Below are 19,010 nucleotides of genomic sequence, written 5' to 3' on the forward strand. Positions count from 1 at the left end.
TTTGGTTCATTAGTTGATTGGCTCATTAGTTCATTGGTCTTTTATAGTTGAAGCCTTACCAATAAACTTTAAATATGCATTTAATTTGATATGGATAATTTGAAGTTTCTCAAATAACACATTGAACTGATCATCATTTATAAGTTTTCTGTTTAAAGATTTTTTTAACCACCCTTTTGTTTCTAAAATTGATCCTCGGCTAAAAAAGCAAAAGTTTCTATTTTCCTTGTAATGGTACCGGCCATAACCTTCGGCTATATTAGCACTTATTGAATCAGCTGCACGTACAATTTGTTTTCCTATGGTATCCTTTGCAAAATAATCCCATTCACTTACTAACATCCAGATCTCATCGCTAAAACTTTCAGCTAACTGATATACTTCTAACTCTTCAAGATTATAATAACTCATGGATATTTATTATTGAACTATTTACCAATGAACAAATAAACCACTGAACAAGTGAGCCAATTATAAATTAAGGTAATTCATGAGTGAGTCGTACCGGTCTTTCGCGTTATCGTTGTTATCGGTATTGTTAAAAGTAGCTTTTACATCGTACTCATAACGCAAAAAGGTGGCTATTATAGCCGAAATATCCTGTTTATTTACTTTCAGGGTTACTTCCATCTTGGTAGAATCTGGAAAAGTTTGCACGTATGAACTGAGTATCTGGGCGTTGTCAGACTCTACGATCTGGGCCATGTGCGCCAGGGAATTATTTTTGTTACCAATCTCCAATACAATAATACCACCCGGCTCTGCTACAGAGGTTATCTTGGCAAAATATTCTGTAATAGCATTAATGGATATCAAACCAAGATAGTTTCGCTTGGCATCAAGCACCGGTATGGCGGTAAGCTGGCGCTCATAAAACATCCGTATCACATCATATACATGCTGATCTTCGAGCACATAGGGGTTTACCTGCGATAGAGCCAGCGCGCCAACAGCGGTCTGGTAATCGCTCTCCCCTACCAGGTCATCTTCGGCTACCAGGCCCAAAAACTGTTCTTCGTTCACGATTGGCAAATGCCTGAGGCGGAACTCTACCATGCGGTCAAGTACTTTCTGTATCGTATCAGAAGTGTGTACCGGCGGAATCGCGTCTGCCATCAGTTCAATTGCTACCATGATATTAAACTTTTAGTTTTTCCAAAAATCCAGTTAACAACCTGTTAAATTCCTTCGGATGCTCCATCATCGGTGCATGTCCGCATTTATCTATCCAATGTAATTCGGCATTGGGTAATAATTCACTAAACTCAACTGCAACATCGGGCGGAGTAATTTTATCATCTCTACCCCAAATTAATGATACCGGCAGATTCATTTTGTGCAGGTCCTTTTTCATGTTGTGCCGTATGGCCGATTTTGCCATGGCCAGCAACCTTACCACACAATGCCTGTCGTTCACTACCTTATATACGTCGTTAACCAGTTCATCGGTTGCCACAGCAGGGTCATAAAAAGTATATTGTACCTTTTCCCTTACAAAATCGATGCTTTCACGGCGGGGGAATGATCCACCAAACGCGTTTTCATACAGGCCCGAACTTCCGGTTAATACCATCGCTTTGATATTTTCCGGATGAGCCAGCACATAGATTAAAGCCACGTGCCCCCCAAGTGAATTACCCAGCAGGGTTATATTGTTCAGCTCTTTGAACTTTATAAACTTATGTAAAAACTTCGAAAGACTTTTTACACCCGTGGTTATAAGAGGCATATCATAAATTGGCAGCATAGGTAAAATAACACGATAATTTGGCCTGAACTCTTCTACAACCTCTTCCCAATTGCTCAGTGCGCCCATCAACCCATGTAATAACAACAATACCTCACCTTCGCCCTCATCTATATAACTAAACCCGTGTTCCTCTTTAAGCACGAAATCCATATAAAATTCTGATATTAATTTTTTTTAAACTTTTTATACCGAAATCAAATTCAGTATAAATTCTATTATTCCGCCATAAAATTAGTTTATTACGGACGAGTTACAACAATTATAATAATAAATTTCTAAGTCGTTAGTTTTAAGTCTTGAGTTCTGAGTCTTGAGTTTTAAGTCAGTAACATGCTTTTAGGTTCTATTTTTGAAACTCAGAACTCAACACTTAAACTTCTGACTTAAAACTACCCCAGCAATTGTCTTACTACTTCTGATATGGTTTTGCCGTCGGCTTTGCCTGCAAGTTCTTTATTGGCGGCTCCCATCACTTTACCCATATCGCTGGTTGAAGTTGCCCCCAACCGGCTAATCAGTTCCTGCAGATAACCTTCAATTTCAAAACGGGTCATTTGTTGAGGCAGATAAGGCTCAATCACCTTCATTTCTTCCATCTCTATCTCGTACAGGTCTTCACGATTTTGCGTTTTATAAATATCTGCCGATTCTTTACGTTGTTTGATCAATCTTTGAAGCACTTTGATCTCCGCTTCGGCTGTAAGTTCTTCTGCCGCTCCCTTTTCGGTTTTGGCTAGCAGCAAAGCTGATTTTATTGCACGGAGACCTCTTAAACGATCGGCCTGTTTGGCCAGCATAGCCAGCTTAATATCCTGGTCTATTTGATTTATTAATGACATTTTATAATTAGTGAATTATTGAGTTAGCGAATTAGTGATTTGTGAAAATAGCAATTATTATTGCATCATCTGCACATCTAATATTTGCACATCTGCACATCTATTTTCTGAATATATTACCTGCTGTAGCCTGCGCGGTTGGCATAATCACCAGGTCATTGATATTTACATGCGCCGGGCGCGATGCCACAAACCATATGGTTTCGGCAATATCATCGGCTGCAAGCGGTTCAAAGCCTTCATATACTTTTTTCGCTCTGTCTTTATCCCCCTTAAACCGTACTTCCGAAAATTCCGTTTCCACCGCTCCCGGATGTACCGCTGTAACTTTTATACCATGCGGCAACAGATCAATACGCATACCTTTATTTAGGGCATCAACTGCGTGTTTAGTAGCACAATACACATTACCATTGGCGTATACTTCTTTGCCGGCAATAGAACCCAGGTTAATAATATGCCCAAAGCCATTACCAATCATCCAGTTGGATACCACACGGCTTACATAAAGCAGCCCCTTCACATTGGTATCAATCATGGTATCCCAATCATCATAGCTGCCATTTTGTATTGGGTCAAGACCCTGGCTCAAACCGGCATTATTCACTAATATATTAACCTTTTTCCATTCGGCAGGTAAACCTTCCAGGTTTTCTATCACATGCTCCCGGTTGCGTACATCAAATGACGATACGGCAACCTCAACATTATATTTATCATTTAAATGGTGGGCAATCTTTTCCAGGCGGTCAAGCCGGCGGCCGGTTAATATCAAATTATAGCCTTCGCGGGCAAATACATGGGCACAAGCCTCGCCAATACCGGCGGTGGCTCCTGTGATTAAAGCAATTTTAGTCATGGTATGTAGATAACTATTGCGGCGAAATTATGTTTTTTACTTTAAACTATTGTCGGGCAGGGGTAATGAAGTTTGGTTAGCAAAACTTGCTAAATAAATTTGTCATGCTGAACAACGTGAAGCATCTGTTAAGCGATTGATACATCGAAGAAGATCCTTCACTCCGTTCAGGATGACAAAAAATCTAAAATTTGAATACTATTCAAAAAACAGGCTGAACATAATGGTATGCAGCGATAATTTGCTGATAGGTGCCGAGAAGGGCTGATTCTCCGGAACCAGCATATTACCAAAGGAATTGGATATTTTAATTTCGGGCGAAAGTTTAAAAAATTCAAAGTAGATATCGCAACCCAGGCCAGCCTCATATGAGCCGTAACCACTCACGTTTTTAACCAGCTTATCCATCAGATCGAGATTAGCATCATTCTTTTTTGCCGCGATAGAGTGTGAATATTTAACCCCACCCAGCATATAGGCCCTGAAATTACCTAACCTGTCTGATTTTAGTTTGAACGATAACGGAGCATCAACAGTGGTTGACTGCACTTTTTTGGTTACATCCGGGTTTTGTGTATTATTTTCATAAGTATAAGTTAAATCCCGGTCGGCAAAAACCAATGAAGGAGTAAAACGAACTTCCAAATGATCAGTTAAACTATAACGGGTAACAAAGCCAACCGCAAAGCCGGGCGTACTTTTAGAACTAATACTGCTTAGATGACTGGTAAGTGGCTGTCCGTTTTCGGGATTGGTAAAAGGAGTGCTCCAGTTTGGCTTCTTAACGATCTTAAAATCGCTGCTTACATAGGTAAAGCTAAAGCCAAAGCTAAAATCCTGCAAATCGGCACCACCGCCCCATGCCGGTACCCTATCCTGTGCAAACAATAAATTGCTGCACAGCATCAGTATCAATACAATCAGGTACCTTTTTAAACTCATTTTTATTTAATGCCTGTATATATAGAACATATGCCAAATAATAATGGCCGGTGTTTGGTGTTTTTAAAACCTACCTTATCCATGAGGCTAACAAAACTTTTCCCATCCGGAAAAGCCGCTACCGACTCTGGCAGGTAAGAGTAAGCTCTTGCATCCTTACTGAACAACTTGCCAATACCCGGTGTAATATAGTTGAAATAAAAATTATACAACTGTTTTACCGGGAATGCACGTGGCTTTGAAAACTCCAGCACTACCGCTTTGCCACCGGGTCTTAATACTCTTTGTATATCGGCCAGGCCTTTTTCCAGGTTTTCAAAATTACGAACGCCATAAGCCACAGTAACGGCGTCAAATTCATCGGCCTCAAATGGCAGCTTTTCAGAATCGCCCAGTTTTACTTCAAACTTATCGCTAAGGTTGCGTTTCTGTATCTTCTGTTCGGCAATATCCAGCATTCCGCGTGAAATATCAACACCAATTATTTTTTCTGGCCGAAGCGTTTTCAGGGCCTCAAACGCGAAATCGCCGGTACCGGTAGCTACATCCAGTATCAAACGGGGTTTATCGTTTTTTAGTTCGTTGATTGCTTTTTTACGCCAGATGATATCGATCCCCAATGACATGAAATGATTGAGGAAATCATAGGTTTTAGATATATTGTTGAACATATCGGCCACCTGTTCTTTTTTGGTGGCCTGCTGATCATGGTAGGGAGTTATGGTTTTGCTCATTTGTATAATGGAGGCAAAGATAGTGATTGTTGACGGTTCATTGGCTCATTTGTTCATTTGTTCATTTGTTCATGGGTGATAGTTCATGGATCATGGTTCATAGTAAGAAAGAAATAATTCAAAATACAATAATTAACATGAGGCTACCATGAACTATCATCCATGAATTATAGGCTACAACTATGATTCATGAACTATAAACTATGAACCTTCAACTATGAACTATCAATTCAATTCATTACTTTTAAAAGCCAATTATGACCAATCATGGTGAACGGGGTTATTCTTCTCAAAAAGATAATCCAGGTTCATTAGTTCTCTTTTAAATTAATTATTGTTATAAAATTCATTTCCTGATCTATGAAAGAAAAACAAGAATCGTCGCGTCGCAGCTTTATTAAAAAATTAGCCACTACCACAGCCGCCGTAGCTGCGGGTACCAGTATTTTTGCCGCTGAGCATGAGCTAAAACCTTTTTCTATACTGAAAAGACCCTTAGGGCACAGCTTTAACGACCAAATCAACATCGCGTTGATAGGAGCCGGTGGGATGGGTACGCAAGATGCTATTGTGGCCCTGCAAATCCCGGGGGTAAAACTGGTAGCTGTTTGCGACCTTTATGATGGCCGGCTTAAAGATGCAAAAACCCGCTGGGGCGCCGATATTTTCACTACAAAAGTTTATAAAGAGATCCTGAACCGCAAAGATATCGACGCGGTAATTGTTGGTACGCCCGATCATTGGCACCAGCAAATATCTGTTGATGCGATGCACGCGGGCAAACACGTGTACTGCGAAAAACCGATGGTACATGGTATTAGCGAAGGCCCTGCCGTAATCAAAGCTCAAAAAGAAACCGGGAAGATTTTCCAGGTGGGCAGCCAGGGCGTATCATCACTGGGTAACGAGAAAGCGCACGAACTGTTAAAAAGCGGTGCTATTGGTGAGCTCAACTATGCCGAAGGGTTCTGGGCCCGCCGCGAACCGTTGGAGGTTTGGCAATATCCTATTCCGGACGATGCATCGGCCCAAACGGTGGATTGGGAAACCTACATCAGCAATACCAAGAAACGCGATTACGATTCCAAACGCTTTTTCCGCTGGCGCAACTACACCGACTATGGCACAGGCATGGCCGGCGATTTATTTGTACACCTGTTCTCCAGCCTCCATTTTATAACAGATTCTGTAGGTCCAAATAAAATATACGCCTCAGGCGGTTTGCGTTTCTGGAATGATGGCCGCGAAGTTCCGGATGTATTACTGGGCACTTTTGATTACGGTAAATCGGCAGCTCACCCTGCCTTTAACCTTTCCTTGCGTTGTAATTTTGTGGATGGTACCAGTGGTACTACCTACCTGAAACTTGTAGGCAGCGAAGGCTCCATGGATATTACCTGGGATAAAGTAACGCTGAAACGTAACAAGACCTTTGGCTCCGACGATCCGTTTTATCTGGACAAACTCAAAAAAGCGGGCAGCGGTTATGCCGAACGCAAAAAGATGGTACCACCCGAAGAGATTGTTTATGATGCCGAAAAGGGATATAAAGGAGGCCCGTACGACCATATGAATAACTTTTTCAACGCCATTCGTAACAATGGTAAAGTAACCGAGGATGCCATTTTTGGCTATCGCGCCGCGGCCCCTGCCCTGCTGTGCAACGACAGCTATTACAACAACAGCCCAATGTTCTGGGACCCTGAAAAAATGCAGTTAATTAAAAAATAGTTAGTTGATGGTTCATAGATCATGGTTCATGGCTAAATCTCAATTTAACTATGATCTATGAACCATCAACTATGAACATAACAACACCAAATAAACATGAAACAACATATTAAAAAACTTGGTTTGATATTGGCTGCGGCTGGTTTGGTTTGTGTACATACTTCTGCTATTACAGCAAAAGATCCAAAGCATGTAAAAAGAGTTGCCCCCAAAGGTGGTTGGGTAAGTTTGTTTGATGGCAAAAGCCTCAAAGGCTGGCATGGTTTTAATAAAAAAGGCCCTGTAAAAAACTGGACCATTGTTGATGGTGCACTCGTATGTTTGGGTGCTGCACAGGGTGATACCGGCGGTGATATTGTTACCGATAAAAGCTACGCCAATTTTGAGCTCTCCTGGAAATGGAAAATTGACAAGGGCAGCAATAGCGGCGTATTATACCACGTGGTTGAAGATCCTAAATTTGACGCCACCTATGTAACCGGTCCAGAATACCAGATCATTGACGATAACGGCTGGCCCGAGAAACTGGAAGACTGGCAAAAAACAGGCTGCGATTATGCCATGCACCTGCCTAACGATAAAAAGAAGATCATGCCCGTAGGCGAATGGAACACCAGCAAAATCGTCTTCAACAAAGGTCATGTAGAACACTGGTTAAATGGTGCCAAAATTTTAGAATTTACCGCCTGGGATGCCGATTGGCAAAAGAAAAAAGCCGAAGGTAAATGGAAAGATCACCCTGATTACGGCAATGCCAAAACCGGCCTGATAGCCTTGCAGGACCATGGTCACAAAGCTTATTTTAAAGATATTAAGATAAGGGAGCTATAACACGATCAGGGATTAGTAAGATTTACAGGATCCTAACTAAAAAAGAGGCTGTTCCCGATTCAAGGAACAGCCTCTTTTTTGGTTGAAGTGGGATATGCTAATTAAATTAAAATCCTGAAATCCCTAATCATCCTTTAATCGTGTTTAGTAGTCCCTCTATATCCAACCTGCTGGTATACATACCCAGATTGCCGTGCTCATCCACGGGCCATTGTTCTTTTGGTCTGTCCCAGTACAATTCTACACCATTCTGATCAGGATCATTCAAATATATGGCTTCCGATACACCGTGGTCTGATGCTCCGGTGATGTGGTATTTGGCATCGATCAGGCGTTGCAGTGCTACGGCCAGATCTTTCCGTTCGGGGTACAAAATTGCGGTATGGTATAAGCCTGGCGCATACTCGGGAGCTGGCGGTGCGCCTTTACTTTGCCAGGTATTCAGGCCTATGTGATGATGATAGCCACCAGCTGATATAAAAGCAGCCTGATCGCCATAAGCAGCCATTTTTTCAAAACCCAGCAAGCCACAATAAAAATCAAGCGAACGCTGCAGATCGCTCACCTTTAAATGTACATGGCCTATACGTGTTTGGGCAGGAATTTTATAATCGTTCATTAATTTACGTGTTTAAACATCAAATTTAATTATTATTGCGTTCATAATTGTTGAGCTATTGTAAAACAAGCTGATCGGGTAGATATAACACAAACCTAATCAACTTTAATGCCCATGAACGCGCAATTAAAAATAATTACCTTTGCAGCATGATTGTTAAATCGGCCGAATTTATTTGCAGCAACACCCAAATCTCCAAACTGCCACCACCGGTAAAGCCCGAGTATGCCTTTATCGGACGCTCAAACGTGGGCAAGTCATCGCTGATCAATATGCTCACGGCAAAAAAAGGGTTGGCAAAAACATCGCAAACACCAGGAAAAACCCAGCTCATTAACCATTTCTATATCAACGAGAGCTGGTATATTGTGGATTTACCGGGCTATGGTTATGCCAGAGCCTCCAAAACCGAAAAAGCCAAATGGGATAAGTTTATCCATACCTACCTGGATAAGCGCGAAAGCCTTCAATGCGTTATGGTGCTGATAGACAGCAGACTGGAGCCGCAAAAGATCGATCTGGAGTTTTGTAACTGGCTTGGCGAAAAAGGCTTATCATTTGTGTTGGTATTCACCAAAGCTGATAAACAGTCAAGCATCAAAACCGATCAAAGCATCGCCAAATTTAAAAAAGCCCTGTTGGCTACTTTTGAGGAAGCGCCGCAATATTTTGTAACCTCTTCAGAAACCCAATTGGGCCGCGAGGAGATTCTGGCTTTTATTGATACGATTAATAAGGAATTTGTAATACCGCCTTACCAGGGCCCCGGCCAGGAGTAAGAAGCTGGCTCCCCTCTTGAGAGGGGGCGCGAAAGACAGTGTGATGGCAGGGGTGTGTTATCCAATAGAAAAGAAATATACATGCCACGTAAAATTATTCCATACAATCCTAAATTAAAGGAATTGGCCCGAAAGCTCAGGAATGATAGTACATTAGGTGAAATACTTCTTTGGAATGAATTAAAGAACAAACACCATGGCTATGATTTCCATCGTCAAAAACCATTATTAAATTATATTGTAGATTTTTATTGTTACGAATTAAATTTGGTGATTGAAGTTGATGGACATTATCATAATCACAAAGAAAAAGCAGAGACTGATAATATCAGAGACCAGGAACTCGCTAAGTATGATCTAACAGTGGTACGTTTTAGCGAGAATGAAGTACGAAAAGATATGCTTAACGTTTTGAGAACGCTTGAGAGATATGTTGTAGAACACACCCCTTACCCTTCTCAAGAGGGGAGCATAGAATAAAAAAACATATTGTAGAACACACCCCTTACCCCTCTCAAGAGGGGAGCATATTTAAGACATGAAAAAATATCTTTCATTAGTAACATTTGCACATACCATTTTTGCTATGCCCTTTGCCTTCATAGGCTTCTTTTTGGCAGTTACCACTACGCAAAACCATTTTGACTGGCGTAAGTTGGTGTTGATGATATTGTGCATGGTATTTGCGCGCAACTCGGCAATGGCCTTTAACCGCTACCTGGACAGGGATATCGACGCACAAAACCCGCGTACAAAACAACGCGATATTCCGGCGGGGCGCATCAGTGCCCCGGCGGCTTTAACTTTTACGTTGGTTAACTGCGCCTTATTTATCGTGGCTACCTGGTTTATCAATCCGCTGTGTTTTTACCTGTCGCCGGTGGCTTTGTTTGTGGTTATGGGTTATAGCGCTACCAAACGTTTTACAGCGCTTTGTCATTTGGTGTTGGGCTTGGGTTTATCCCTCGCACCCATTGGTGCTTACCTGGTGGTAACCGGGGCCTTTGCTTTAACGCCATTGTTCTTCTCGCTTTCGGTTTTGTGCTGGGTAAGCGGCTTTGATATTATTTATGCCCTGCAGGATGAAGATTTTGATCGCAGTCTTAAATTACACTCTATCCCGGCATACCTGGGTAAAGTAAACGCTTTAAGATTATCCACCTTTTTACATGTGCTTTCGGCTGCATTTATTATCATGCCTGTGCTTTTTACACATGTAGGCTTTCTGTATTATATAGGTATCGTATTCTTTTGTGCTATGCTTATTTACCAGCACTTGCTGGTTAAACCAAATGATCTGAGCCGGGTAAATTTTGCCTTCATGACCACCAATGGTATAGCCAGCGTAGTATTTGCCGCATTATTTCTGTTAGATAGAGTATGGATACATTAACCGCGCTAAACCAGTTCAGGGAGCATATCCAAACGTTCGTTCCGCTTACGGATACGGAGTGGCAGGTTATAGTGCCCTACCTGGAAGTAAGCGTGCTTAAGAAAAAGAAGAATTTTGTCGAGCCCGGCAAAGTATGTAACCAGATTGGTCTGGTGGTAAAAGGATCGGTACGCTTTTTTCATGTGAAGGATGGCGAAGAGATCACCGGTTACTTTTGTTTCGAAAACGAATTCATCAGCTCATACAAAAGTTTTTTAACCCGCCAGCCGGCCATTAACTATATTCAGGCACTGGAAGACAGCATATTAGTTACGCTTAACTATAACAACACACAACAACTTTATGCTGATGATTTGGTAGGCCACAAAATGGAACGCATCTACAGGCTCGTTGCAGAGCATTACCTCATCTGCTATGAAGACCGCGTAACTTCATTCATTACCCAAAGTCCCGAAGAACGTTATAACAAACTACTGGAAACCGGCGGCGAAGTTCTACAACGTATCCCTCAGCATTATGTGGCCAATTTTTTGGGCATAACCCCTGTTTCGCTTTCCCGCATCCGCAGGCGGATCATGAAGATAAGCGCTTGATAAAAGCCTCACCTAAATCCTCTCCAAAGGAGAGGACTTTATTAGCATATTAATTTCCAACTTTATTTAGCTCCCTCTCCTTTGGAGAGGGCTGGGGTGAGGCACCAAATTCTTATCTTAAGTTAACGTTTTGATTTACAAAGCCCGGCTACCTTTGTTATATACAAAACGAGAAAACATATGCATACTATATTAGGAGCCGGCGGCCCAGTGGCCAACGCCCTCACCCAGGAATTAATCAACAATAATGATACTGTACGTTTGGTAAGTCGTAAACCCGTACAAATAAACGCAGCCAACGTAACCTGGCAAAAAGCCGATCTGTTAAATTACGACGAAATATTACAAGCATCCCAAGTATCAACAGTCATATACCTGTGCGCGGGCCTGGTTTATGATAAAGAGGTATGGCGGCAGCAATGGCCTGTAATTATTCAAAATGTGATCAACGTAGCCAAAGCAACCGGGGCACGACTGATATTTTTTGATAACGTTTACAGCTATGGCCTTGTTAACGGTGCCATGACCGAAGATACCCCTTACCATCCCAGCAGTGTTAAAGGCCAGATACGTGTAGATGTTGCCAACACTCTAATGGACGAAGTTAAAGCAGGTAACATCAGGGCCAGTATCGCCCGCGGGGCTGATTTTTACGGCACCGACTCCTTGAATGCCTTTTTTGACCAGATGGTGCTGAAACGTCTTTCTGAAAAACTGAGCGCCCAGTGGATTGGCAAAGCCAAAACCCTGCACAGTTTTACCTATATTCCTGATGCCGGTAAAGCGATGTTCTTGCTGGGACAACATCCCGAAAGCGATAACCAGGTGTGGCATATACCAACCGCGCCCGCTATAACCGGGCAGCAGTTTATTGAACTTGCCGCACGTATTTACAAAATGAAACCCAGCTTTTTCGCAGTTAATAAATTTTTATTGTGGTGCTATGGTCTTTTTAACAAAACGGTTATGGGTACAGTAGAGATGTACTACCAATATGATCATGACTACATTTTTGACTCCAGCAAATTTGAAAAAGCTTTCAACTTTAAAACCACCAGTTATGAGGATGGTATCAAACACATGTCTGAAATATTGTATAAGGCATCAGTTTAAATACCAATAGTAATAGCCGGTGAGTAAATCGGGCAAATCAATAATATCACAAAAAGAGGGGTGTCACCCTGAGCGCCGTCGAAGGGTAGTGCGTAGAGGCCTGCCCACCATGCTTCGACTGTGCTCAGCATGACACCCTCCTTATGATGTGGATTTAGAGCCAATGTGCTACATTCAGCAATATTACCTTGCGATAACAATAAATGTAATAATTGCAGCTAATTTCAACCATTATAATTTCAACCTTAATAGTATGAAAACCATTTTAGCTGCAACCAATTATACCGATCTGGCAGAAAATGCCGTTGCCTGGGCCGCAGGCATTGCCCGCTTAAACAATTATAAATTAATCCTGTTGAATGATTTCACAATCTCCGTACATGTGGAAAACGCGCGTCTTTCGGCCGCTCATGTGGAAGAAATGATAGAAGCCAACAGGCTGCTCCTCGAGTCGAAAGCATTATTACTGGCCGACGAATATGGTATCGAAACAGTGGCCCGGGCTACATTCTCTTTTATAGATAATGCCATTAAAGAAGTAGTTACCGAATATCAGCCCGAGATGATTGTGATGGGCATGGAGGAAAAATCGTTGGAGCAGGAGCTTTTGGGAAATACCACTACATCAATCATCAAAAAACTGCGTTCGCCTGTATTGGCAGTTCCGGCTAATGCAAAGTTCAGCGTTCCTAAAAAGGTGCTTTTTGCCTGCGATGTATTGAACGGGGTTTCTGAAGAAATACTGGCCCAGGTTAAAGAAGTTGCCCTGGTGACCAAGGCCGAGATCGAAATATTGCTGATCAATCAAACCGTAGAAGAATTGCAGGAAGCAGGTGGAGACGCGACCTCATTAAATCGCATCGACGACGGATTAGAAGGCATTGATTACTATTATAAAAACGTTAAATCCGACTCTATTATTGATGGCATCGCCAACGAGATCAAGCGATTCGGCGCCGACCTGCTGATCATGGTTCCAGAGCAACACGGCTTCTGGGGCTCCATGGTGCACCGCAGCAAAACACGCATCATGGCCTCGGGCTTAAATATTCCGCTATTTTCAATTCCAGCTTAAAAAAGGGGAAGGCCAAAAGTCGGAAAAGTCCGGAAGAATGAAAATCTGGAAGTTTTGTACTATCTTAATTTCAGACTTTGGGGTCTTTCGGACTTCCAGACTAATCTGCATATTTGCACATAAGCATATCTGCACATCTAAAAATTATGATCCACAAAAAAACAAGAACATACATCCCGGCCACACTCGAAATGAAGTGGGAGAACCTGGAACCTATTTATAAAGAACTGCTCGATCGTCCGCTGAATTCAGTTCAGGAACTGGAAAAATGGCTGCATGATAAAAGCGAGCTCGAAGCCGCTTTGGAAGAAGATTTTGCCTGGCGCTATATCCGCATGACCTGCGACACAGCCAGCGAAGAGCTTTTACAGAACTTCCAGTACTTTGCTACCGAAATTGAGCCTAAAGTTGCGCCTTATGGTAATGAGCTCAATAAAAAACTGGTTGCCAGCGAATATGTTAACCAGCTCGACGGCGAAAAATATTTTATCTTTTTACGTGCCGTAAAAAAAGCCCTCGAATTGTTTAGGGAAGAGAATATCCCCGTACAAACCGAGATACAGGTTGAACAGCAAAAATATCAGTCTATTACCGGGGCCATGTCGGTACACATCGACGACAAAGAATTTACCTTAGAGCAAGCTTCTGTATTTCTGAAAGGTACCGACCGCGTTAAGCGACATGAGGTTTGGGAAAAGATCACCAAACGCCGTTTACAGGATAAAGAGCAGCTGAATGAGTTATTCGATCATCTGCGCAAACTAAGACATACCGTGGCTACCAATGCCGGCTTCGAAAACTTCAGGGATTACATGTTCCAGGCACTGGGGCGTTTTGATTATACCCCGCAGGATTGCTACGCTTTTCACGCGGCTATCGAAACCGAAATTGTACCTATCCTGCGCGAACAAGCCGCGAAACGCAAAGCGGCCCTTAACCTTCCCGAGTTAAAACCATGGGATATGGATGTGGATATATCGGGCAAACCCGCTTTAAAGCCTTTTAGTGATGGCAATGATCTGATTGAGAAATCCATCCAGTGTTTCAGCAATATCAACCGTTACCTGGGCGAGCGCCTGGAGATCATGAAAGATAACAGCCTGTTTGATGTGGAAAGCCGTAAAGGCAAAGCCCCTGGCGGTTACAACTATCCGCTGGCCGAAACCGGCGCGCCATTCATTTTCATGAATTCGGCCAATACCTTCCGTGATTTGACTACTATGGTACACGAAGGCGGGCACGCGGTACATACTTTTTTAACCGCCGACCTGGAACTGAATGATTTTAAACATTGCCCTTCAGAAGTGGCTGAGTTGGCATCCATGTCGATGGAGCTGATCTCGATGGATAACTGGAATGTATTTTTTGATAATGAAGAAGACCTGAAACGCGCCAAACGTGATCAGTTGGTTGACGTGTTGAAAACGTTGCCATGGGTAGCCGTGATCGATCAGTTTCAGCACTGGATCTACACCAATCCTAACCACACCGACGCAGAGCGTACAGAAGCCTGGATAAAAATATATGAGCCATTTGGTGCCGGCTTTGTAGATTGGAGCGAGCATCCTGATGCCGAAGCTAACCTTTGGCAAAAACAGCTGCATATTTTCGAGGTACCGTTTTACTACATTGAATATGGCATGGCCCAGTTAGGCGCTATTGCTGTATGGAAAAACTATAAAGAAAACCCCGAAAAAGGGTTGCAGCAATATCTGGATGCCCTGAAACTGGGTTATACCAAAACCATCAAGGAAATCTACGAAACAGCAGGAATCAAATTTGATTTTAGCGCGGCTTACGTAAAAGAACTGGCCGAATTTGTAAAAGCCGAAATGGATAAGATCAATTAAAATAACATCAATTGATGCAAAAGCCCCTCCAAAAGGAGGGGCTTTTTTATTTTTAGAAGATCAAAGTGTATTGTTTTTAATACAAACTGATCAGCTTGACGTTCCAACAGATACCGTGAAACCGATTGTTGGTTATCCTACTCATTAACAGTGCTATCCATCTGTCATCCCCCTGTTTCATTTCCTTTAAAAACTCTTGCAGATTAGTCTTTGGCATACCCATTGCATTGTCAGTCTTATAAGACTAATTCGTACATAATTGACAGTCAATAAGATACGATTTAGTCATATTAAATTCATTATTAATATTCTTTTAAACTAACCGGCCTGCAGAGGGTTCTAATCAATATGAAAAAGATAATTTTAAGTATAACAATCATATGCTTGTTTGCAACACTGGGTTTTAGCCAGGCTTTAAAGCCAGTGCAGATAGATAACCTGGTTTCGATATCATTACCGGCAAATTTTTTAAAGAAAGACACTTTAGGTCAGCAAATCTATTCCGGTAATGGAGCTTTTGGTTATATGGTAGTAATTAAGGCCAAAAATCCGGCTAACACCAAACCACTGGATAAAGAACGCGATTTGAACCAGGTGTTAAAAAACACGGTGAATGATATCCAGAAACAATCAGTTACCGGTAGTGTCATGAACCTGCGAGATACCACTGTTGGCTCATTAAAAGCCAAAGTATTTACACTGTTTGTTGATAATAGCAATACAACAGGCGAATCGCCACAGTTAAGGAATTTTATCCTGATATATACTCAGGAAGCTGCTTATACAATTGAGTATCTGATTCCCGAACAACGCCAGGATTTAGCTAAAGATGAGTTGAAAGCATTTACCGGTTCATTAAAAATAGCACCTGAACTGCAGCGTCATGACCAATATATATCAGACGCCAAAGGTATATCATTTGGTGCCAAAATGGCCTTATACGGCGGTATCCCTATCGTACTGATCATTGTACTAATGGTTATCCGAAGGAACAGGAGATTAGCGCTTGAACAAGCTTAATAGCAAAAATTTAAAAAGAAAAAGGCCCGGTTTAAACCGGGCCTTTTTTTATTCTATATAGTCATGCCGAACTTGTATCCCATGGGTAGGTATACGCCGTGATAGTTAACCTGCCTTGAGGGATCCTGAAACAAGTTCAGGATGACTTTATTTACTCAGCGTTTTAATCAATCCCTTATTCCATTTATCGGTATGAATAAACCGCCTGCTATCCAGCCAGCTCAGCCAAATTACCGTTACAATTACGCCGATAATCGAACCCATCATCACATCCTCAAAAAAATGCTGGCTCAAATACATTCTGGAATAGCCTACTGCTACGGCAACCAAAAAGGCCGGTATTCCCCACAGCTTATTTTTGCACAAATAGGTGATCACCACCGTAGCCGAAAATATAGAAACCGTATGGCCCGAAGGGAAACTATGTGTAGCCAATATGTATATACCCTTTACAAAATGGATGCGATCGAGCTGGTTTTCAAAATATATCCGGGGGCGTGGCGCATCGAAAATAAATTTCAGGATCTGGGCCACAATACTGGTAACAGCATAGCTTGTAGCCAATAATAACCCTTTCCGGTAACTGAATAAGCCGACAACCAGCGAAAGGATCACCGCCGTAAGTCCTTCGCCAATATCCGTTACATAAGGCGCCAGCGTATCTGCCCAGGGCGCATTTAAGCCATTCACAGTAAAGTATATAGTTTCGCGGCTATAAGATAGTTTGATAATCAAACACACGCAGAGCAACAGGAGGTATAGGATAAAAAACGGCCTTATCCGGTACAAAACATCTTTTATTCCTATCTTCATGGCGCAAAATAAGCATATCCTTATTCAATGCAAAAAAATGATTATGTTTGAATTTGAGTTGAACTAATTAGCTGAAATAAATGTCGAAAAGTATATTTCGTAAGAAATCTGTTGAAAAAATATTACATGATGTAGAGTGTGGATTTAGTGATAGCGAGCACCCCGGGACACCGACATCACAACTCAAAAAAGAACTTAATGTAAAAGACCTCACCCTCATGGGCATAGCAGCCGTTGTGGGCGCGGGTATATTCTCCACCATCGGCGAAGCCTCTTTTCACGGCGGGCCCGCGGTTTCCATCTTATTTGTGGTTACAGCCATCACCTGTGGCTTTTCGGCCCTTTGTTATGCCGAGTTTGCCTCGCGCATACCCGTTGCGGGCAGTGCTTATACCTATGCTTATGCTTCCTTTGGCGAACTGATTGCCTGGATCATCGGTTGGGATCTTTTAATGGAATATGCCATTGGTAATATCGCGGTAGCCATATCCTGGAGCGAGTATTTTGTAAACCTGCTCGAAGGTTTTAACATCCATATGCCCAAATACCTTACTATGGATTATGTGTCGGCTCTACGGGCACATGAACAGGTACAGGCAGCCGGCGGTCATCTGGCCGATATTGGCGACAGGGTAAAAATAGCGGCTTCGGCATGGGAAATGGCTCCAGGTATAGGAAATTTTAAACTGATAGCTAATTTACCTGCTTTAGGTATTGTAATTATTATCACTTACCTGGTTTATGTAGGTATCCGCGAAACAAAAAAGGCAACCAATGCCATGGTTATCCTTAAAATATTAATTGTCATAGCCGTTATTGTTATCGGCTTTTTTTATGTTACCCCTGCCAACTGGCACCCATTTATGCCTAACGGTTTCAGTGGAGTGATGAAGGGTGTATCAGGAGTATTTTTTGCTTATATTGGATTTGATGCCATATCAACCACAGCCGAGGAATGCGAAAAACCCCAGCGCGACCTGCCCCGTGGCATGATCTACTCACTTATTATTTGTACAGTTTTGTACATCCTCATTGCCCTGGTGCTTACAGGTATGGTAAGTTATAAAGAGCTTCAGGTTGGTGATCCATTAGCATTTGTGTTTGCCAAGGTTGGTTTGCACAATATCAGCTATGTAATATCTATCAGCGCGGTTATTGCTACAGCCAGCGTTTTATTGATATTTCAATTAGGGCAACCACGCATCTGGATGAGCATGAGCCGTGACGGCTTGTTACCCAAAGCGTTCTCCCGTATTCACCCTAAATTTCATACGCCCGCTTTTGCAACCATAGTTACCGGTTTTGTGGTAGCTATACCGGCCCTGTTCATGAACCTGACCGAAGTTACCGACCTAACCAGCATCGGTACCCTGTTTGCTTTTGTACTGGTATGCGGCGGTGTGCTTTTATTACCACGCCAGGGCGCACAAGCCGGTAAATTTCACTTGCCTTATGTGAATGGTAAACTCATTATACCGTTCATAACGCTTATTATTTTGGGCGCTTGCATTTATTTTAAGCCAGCCCCACAAGTAGAGATGATGCAGCTTAAAAAGCTGAAAGACCGCTCGGCTATTATTGAAAACCTGGATGCTACGGATAATACAACCCTGCTTACCAGTTTCAATACGCTGTATGGTGATCAGCATATAACTCCGGCTAACGCCACAAAATATTTCAAAGACATTGAGGAAGATAAATTCAACACTGCCCTAAGGGCTACCAATATCAGCGATGCTAAAAAGTATTATCTCGGTCTGGATGGGTTCCTGTATAACTTCCCGAATTACCTGTTTTTTATCCTGATCATCATTATCAGCATATACAGCTTTATCAAAAACTTTTCGCTGATACCAGTGCTGGGCTTAATGAGCTGCTTTTATTTAATGACGGAATTGGGTTACACCAACTGGCTGCGTTTTTTAATATGGCTGGTTATTGGCCTGGTTATTTATTTTACTTACAGCTATAAAAACAGCGTACTGGGTAGGGTGGCAAGTGCTAAGTCGTAAGTTCTGAGGATAAAATTTCATCTTTAAGTTTGTTATTTTTAGTACTTTGAACTCAAG

At 42.2% G+C, this 19,010-nt stretch carries 20 protein-coding genes; 11 read left to right on the plus strand and 9 right to left on the minus strand.

The window, feature by feature from the left end; translation table 11 throughout:
- Positions 1 to 30: 30 nt before the first annotated feature.
- The 7 genes from FHW89_RS17505 to ubiE form a co-directional block, all read right to left on the minus strand.
- Positions 31 to 411 (minus strand): four helix bundle protein, encoded by a 381-nt coding sequence (locus tag FHW89_RS17505; RefSeq protein ID WP_172336349.1) that lies wholly within the window; start codon positions 409 to 411, stop codon positions 31 to 33.
- Between the two features lie 60 nt (positions 412 to 471).
- Positions 472 to 1,134 (minus strand): CBS domain-containing protein, encoded by a 663-nt coding sequence (locus FHW89_RS17510; RefSeq protein ID WP_172336350.1) that lies wholly within the window; start codon positions 1,132 to 1,134, stop codon positions 472 to 474.
- Between the two features lie 4 nt (positions 1,135 to 1,138).
- On the minus strand, positions 1,139 to 1,900 hold the full coding sequence (locus FHW89_RS17515; protein WP_172336351.1) for an alpha/beta fold hydrolase: 762 nt from the start codon (positions 1,898 to 1,900) through the stop codon (positions 1,139 to 1,141).
- Positions 1,901 to 2,139: 239 nt separating this feature from the next.
- The gene (locus FHW89_RS17520; RefSeq protein WP_166089923.1) at positions 2,140 to 2,589 is read right to left on the minus strand and encodes a GatB/YqeY domain-containing protein; all 450 of its coding nucleotides are present in this window, start codon (positions 2,587 to 2,589) and stop codon (positions 2,140 to 2,142) included.
- A 100-nt stretch (positions 2,590 to 2,689) separates the two neighbouring features.
- Positions 2,690 to 3,448: an SDR family oxidoreductase gene (locus tag FHW89_RS17525; protein ID WP_172336352.1), complete on the minus strand. Its 759-nt coding sequence runs from the start codon at positions 3,446 to 3,448 to the stop codon at positions 2,690 to 2,692.
- Between the two features lie 198 nt (positions 3,449 to 3,646).
- Positions 3,647 to 4,390 carry an outer membrane beta-barrel protein gene (locus FHW89_RS17530; RefSeq protein WP_172336353.1) on the minus strand — a complete coding sequence of 248 codons (744 nt, stop codon included), beginning with the start codon at positions 4,388 to 4,390 and terminating at the stop codon, positions 3,647 to 3,649.
- A gap of 2 nt (positions 4,391 to 4,392) precedes the next feature.
- Entirely contained in the window at positions 4,393 to 5,124 is a 732-nt protein-coding gene (ubiE, locus tag FHW89_RS17535) for a bifunctional demethylmenaquinone methyltransferase/2-methoxy-6-polyprenyl-1,4-benzoquinol methylase UbiE (RefSeq protein WP_172336354.1), read from the minus strand.
- 360 nt (positions 5,125 to 5,484) lie between these two features.
- Here ubiE and FHW89_RS17540 point away from each other — a divergent pair, with 360 nt between their 5' ends.
- Complete coding sequence (locus FHW89_RS17540) at positions 5,485 to 6,855, plus strand: Gfo/Idh/MocA family protein (protein WP_172336355.1); 1,371 nt, start codon at positions 5,485 to 5,487, stop codon at positions 6,853 to 6,855.
- A 96-nt stretch (positions 6,856 to 6,951) separates the two neighbouring features.
- Positions 6,952 to 7,686, plus strand: a complete 735-nt coding sequence (locus FHW89_RS17545; RefSeq protein ID WP_172336356.1) for a DUF1080 domain-containing protein — start codon at positions 6,952 to 6,954, stop codon at positions 7,684 to 7,686.
- Between the two features lie 127 nt (positions 7,687 to 7,813).
- Here the strand turns inward: FHW89_RS17545 and FHW89_RS17550 are convergent, their stop codons facing one another.
- Positions 7,814 to 8,305: a VOC family protein gene (locus tag FHW89_RS17550; RefSeq protein WP_172336357.1), complete on the minus strand. Its 492-nt coding sequence runs from the start codon at positions 8,303 to 8,305 to the stop codon at positions 7,814 to 7,816.
- A 149-nt stretch (positions 8,306 to 8,454) separates the two neighbouring features.
- Between FHW89_RS17550 and yihA the strand changes: the two genes are divergently transcribed.
- From yihA to FHW89_RS17590, 8 genes are all read left to right on the plus strand, one after another.
- Positions 8,455 to 9,084: a ribosome biogenesis GTP-binding protein YihA/YsxC gene (gene yihA, locus FHW89_RS17555; RefSeq protein WP_172336358.1), complete on the plus strand. Its 630-nt coding sequence runs from the start codon at positions 8,455 to 8,457 to the stop codon at positions 9,082 to 9,084.
- A gap of 81 nt (positions 9,085 to 9,165) precedes the next feature.
- Positions 9,166 to 9,564, plus strand: a complete 399-nt coding sequence (locus FHW89_RS17560; RefSeq protein WP_172336359.1) for an endonuclease domain-containing protein — start codon at positions 9,166 to 9,168, stop codon at positions 9,562 to 9,564.
- A gap of 58 nt (positions 9,565 to 9,622) precedes the next feature.
- The gene (locus FHW89_RS17565) at positions 9,623 to 10,477 is read left to right on the plus strand and encodes a UbiA-like polyprenyltransferase (protein WP_172336360.1); all 855 of its coding nucleotides are present in this window, start codon (positions 9,623 to 9,625) and stop codon (positions 10,475 to 10,477) included.
- The gene (locus tag FHW89_RS17570) at positions 10,465 to 11,070 is read left to right on the plus strand and encodes a Crp/Fnr family transcriptional regulator (RefSeq protein WP_172336361.1); all 606 of its coding nucleotides are present in this window, start codon (positions 10,465 to 10,467) and stop codon (positions 11,068 to 11,070) included. Before FHW89_RS17565 ends, FHW89_RS17570 begins: the two co-directional genes overlap by 13 nt.
- A 180-nt stretch (positions 11,071 to 11,250) precedes the next feature.
- Entirely contained in the window at positions 11,251 to 12,183 is a 933-nt protein-coding gene (locus FHW89_RS17575) for an NAD-dependent epimerase/dehydratase family protein (RefSeq protein ID WP_172336362.1), read from the plus strand.
- A gap of 253 nt (positions 12,184 to 12,436) precedes the next feature.
- Complete coding sequence (locus FHW89_RS17580; protein ID WP_172336363.1) at positions 12,437 to 13,258, plus strand: universal stress protein; 822 nt, start codon at positions 12,437 to 12,439, stop codon at positions 13,256 to 13,258.
- Positions 13,259 to 13,404: 146 nt separating this feature from the next.
- Positions 13,405 to 15,108, plus strand: a complete 1,704-nt coding sequence (locus FHW89_RS17585; RefSeq protein ID WP_172336364.1) for a M3 family oligoendopeptidase — start codon at positions 13,405 to 13,407, stop codon at positions 15,106 to 15,108.
- A 348-nt stretch (positions 15,109 to 15,456) separates the two neighbouring features.
- Positions 15,457 to 16,128 carry a hypothetical protein gene (locus FHW89_RS17590; protein WP_172336365.1) on the plus strand — a complete coding sequence of 224 codons (672 nt, stop codon included), beginning with the start codon at positions 15,457 to 15,459 and terminating at the stop codon, positions 16,126 to 16,128.
- Between the two features lie 147 nt (positions 16,129 to 16,275).
- Here FHW89_RS17590 and FHW89_RS17595 read toward each other — a convergent pair whose 3' ends face one another.
- Positions 16,276 to 16,941, minus strand: a complete 666-nt coding sequence (locus FHW89_RS17595; protein WP_172336366.1) for a phosphatase PAP2 family protein — start codon at positions 16,939 to 16,941, stop codon at positions 16,276 to 16,278.
- An 80-nt stretch (positions 16,942 to 17,021) separates the two neighbouring features.
- Here FHW89_RS17595 and FHW89_RS17600 point away from each other — a divergent pair, with 80 nt between their 5' ends.
- Complete coding sequence (locus FHW89_RS17600) at positions 17,022 to 18,953, plus strand: amino acid permease (protein ID WP_172336367.1); 1,932 nt, start codon at positions 17,022 to 17,024, stop codon at positions 18,951 to 18,953.
- Positions 18,954 to 19,010: the final 57 nt, after the last annotated feature.

Origin of the sequence: Mucilaginibacter sp. SG564, assembly GCF_013149275.1 — a bacterium.
Taxonomy (GTDB): Bacteria; Bacteroidota; Bacteroidia; order Sphingobacteriales; family Sphingobacteriaceae; genus Mucilaginibacter.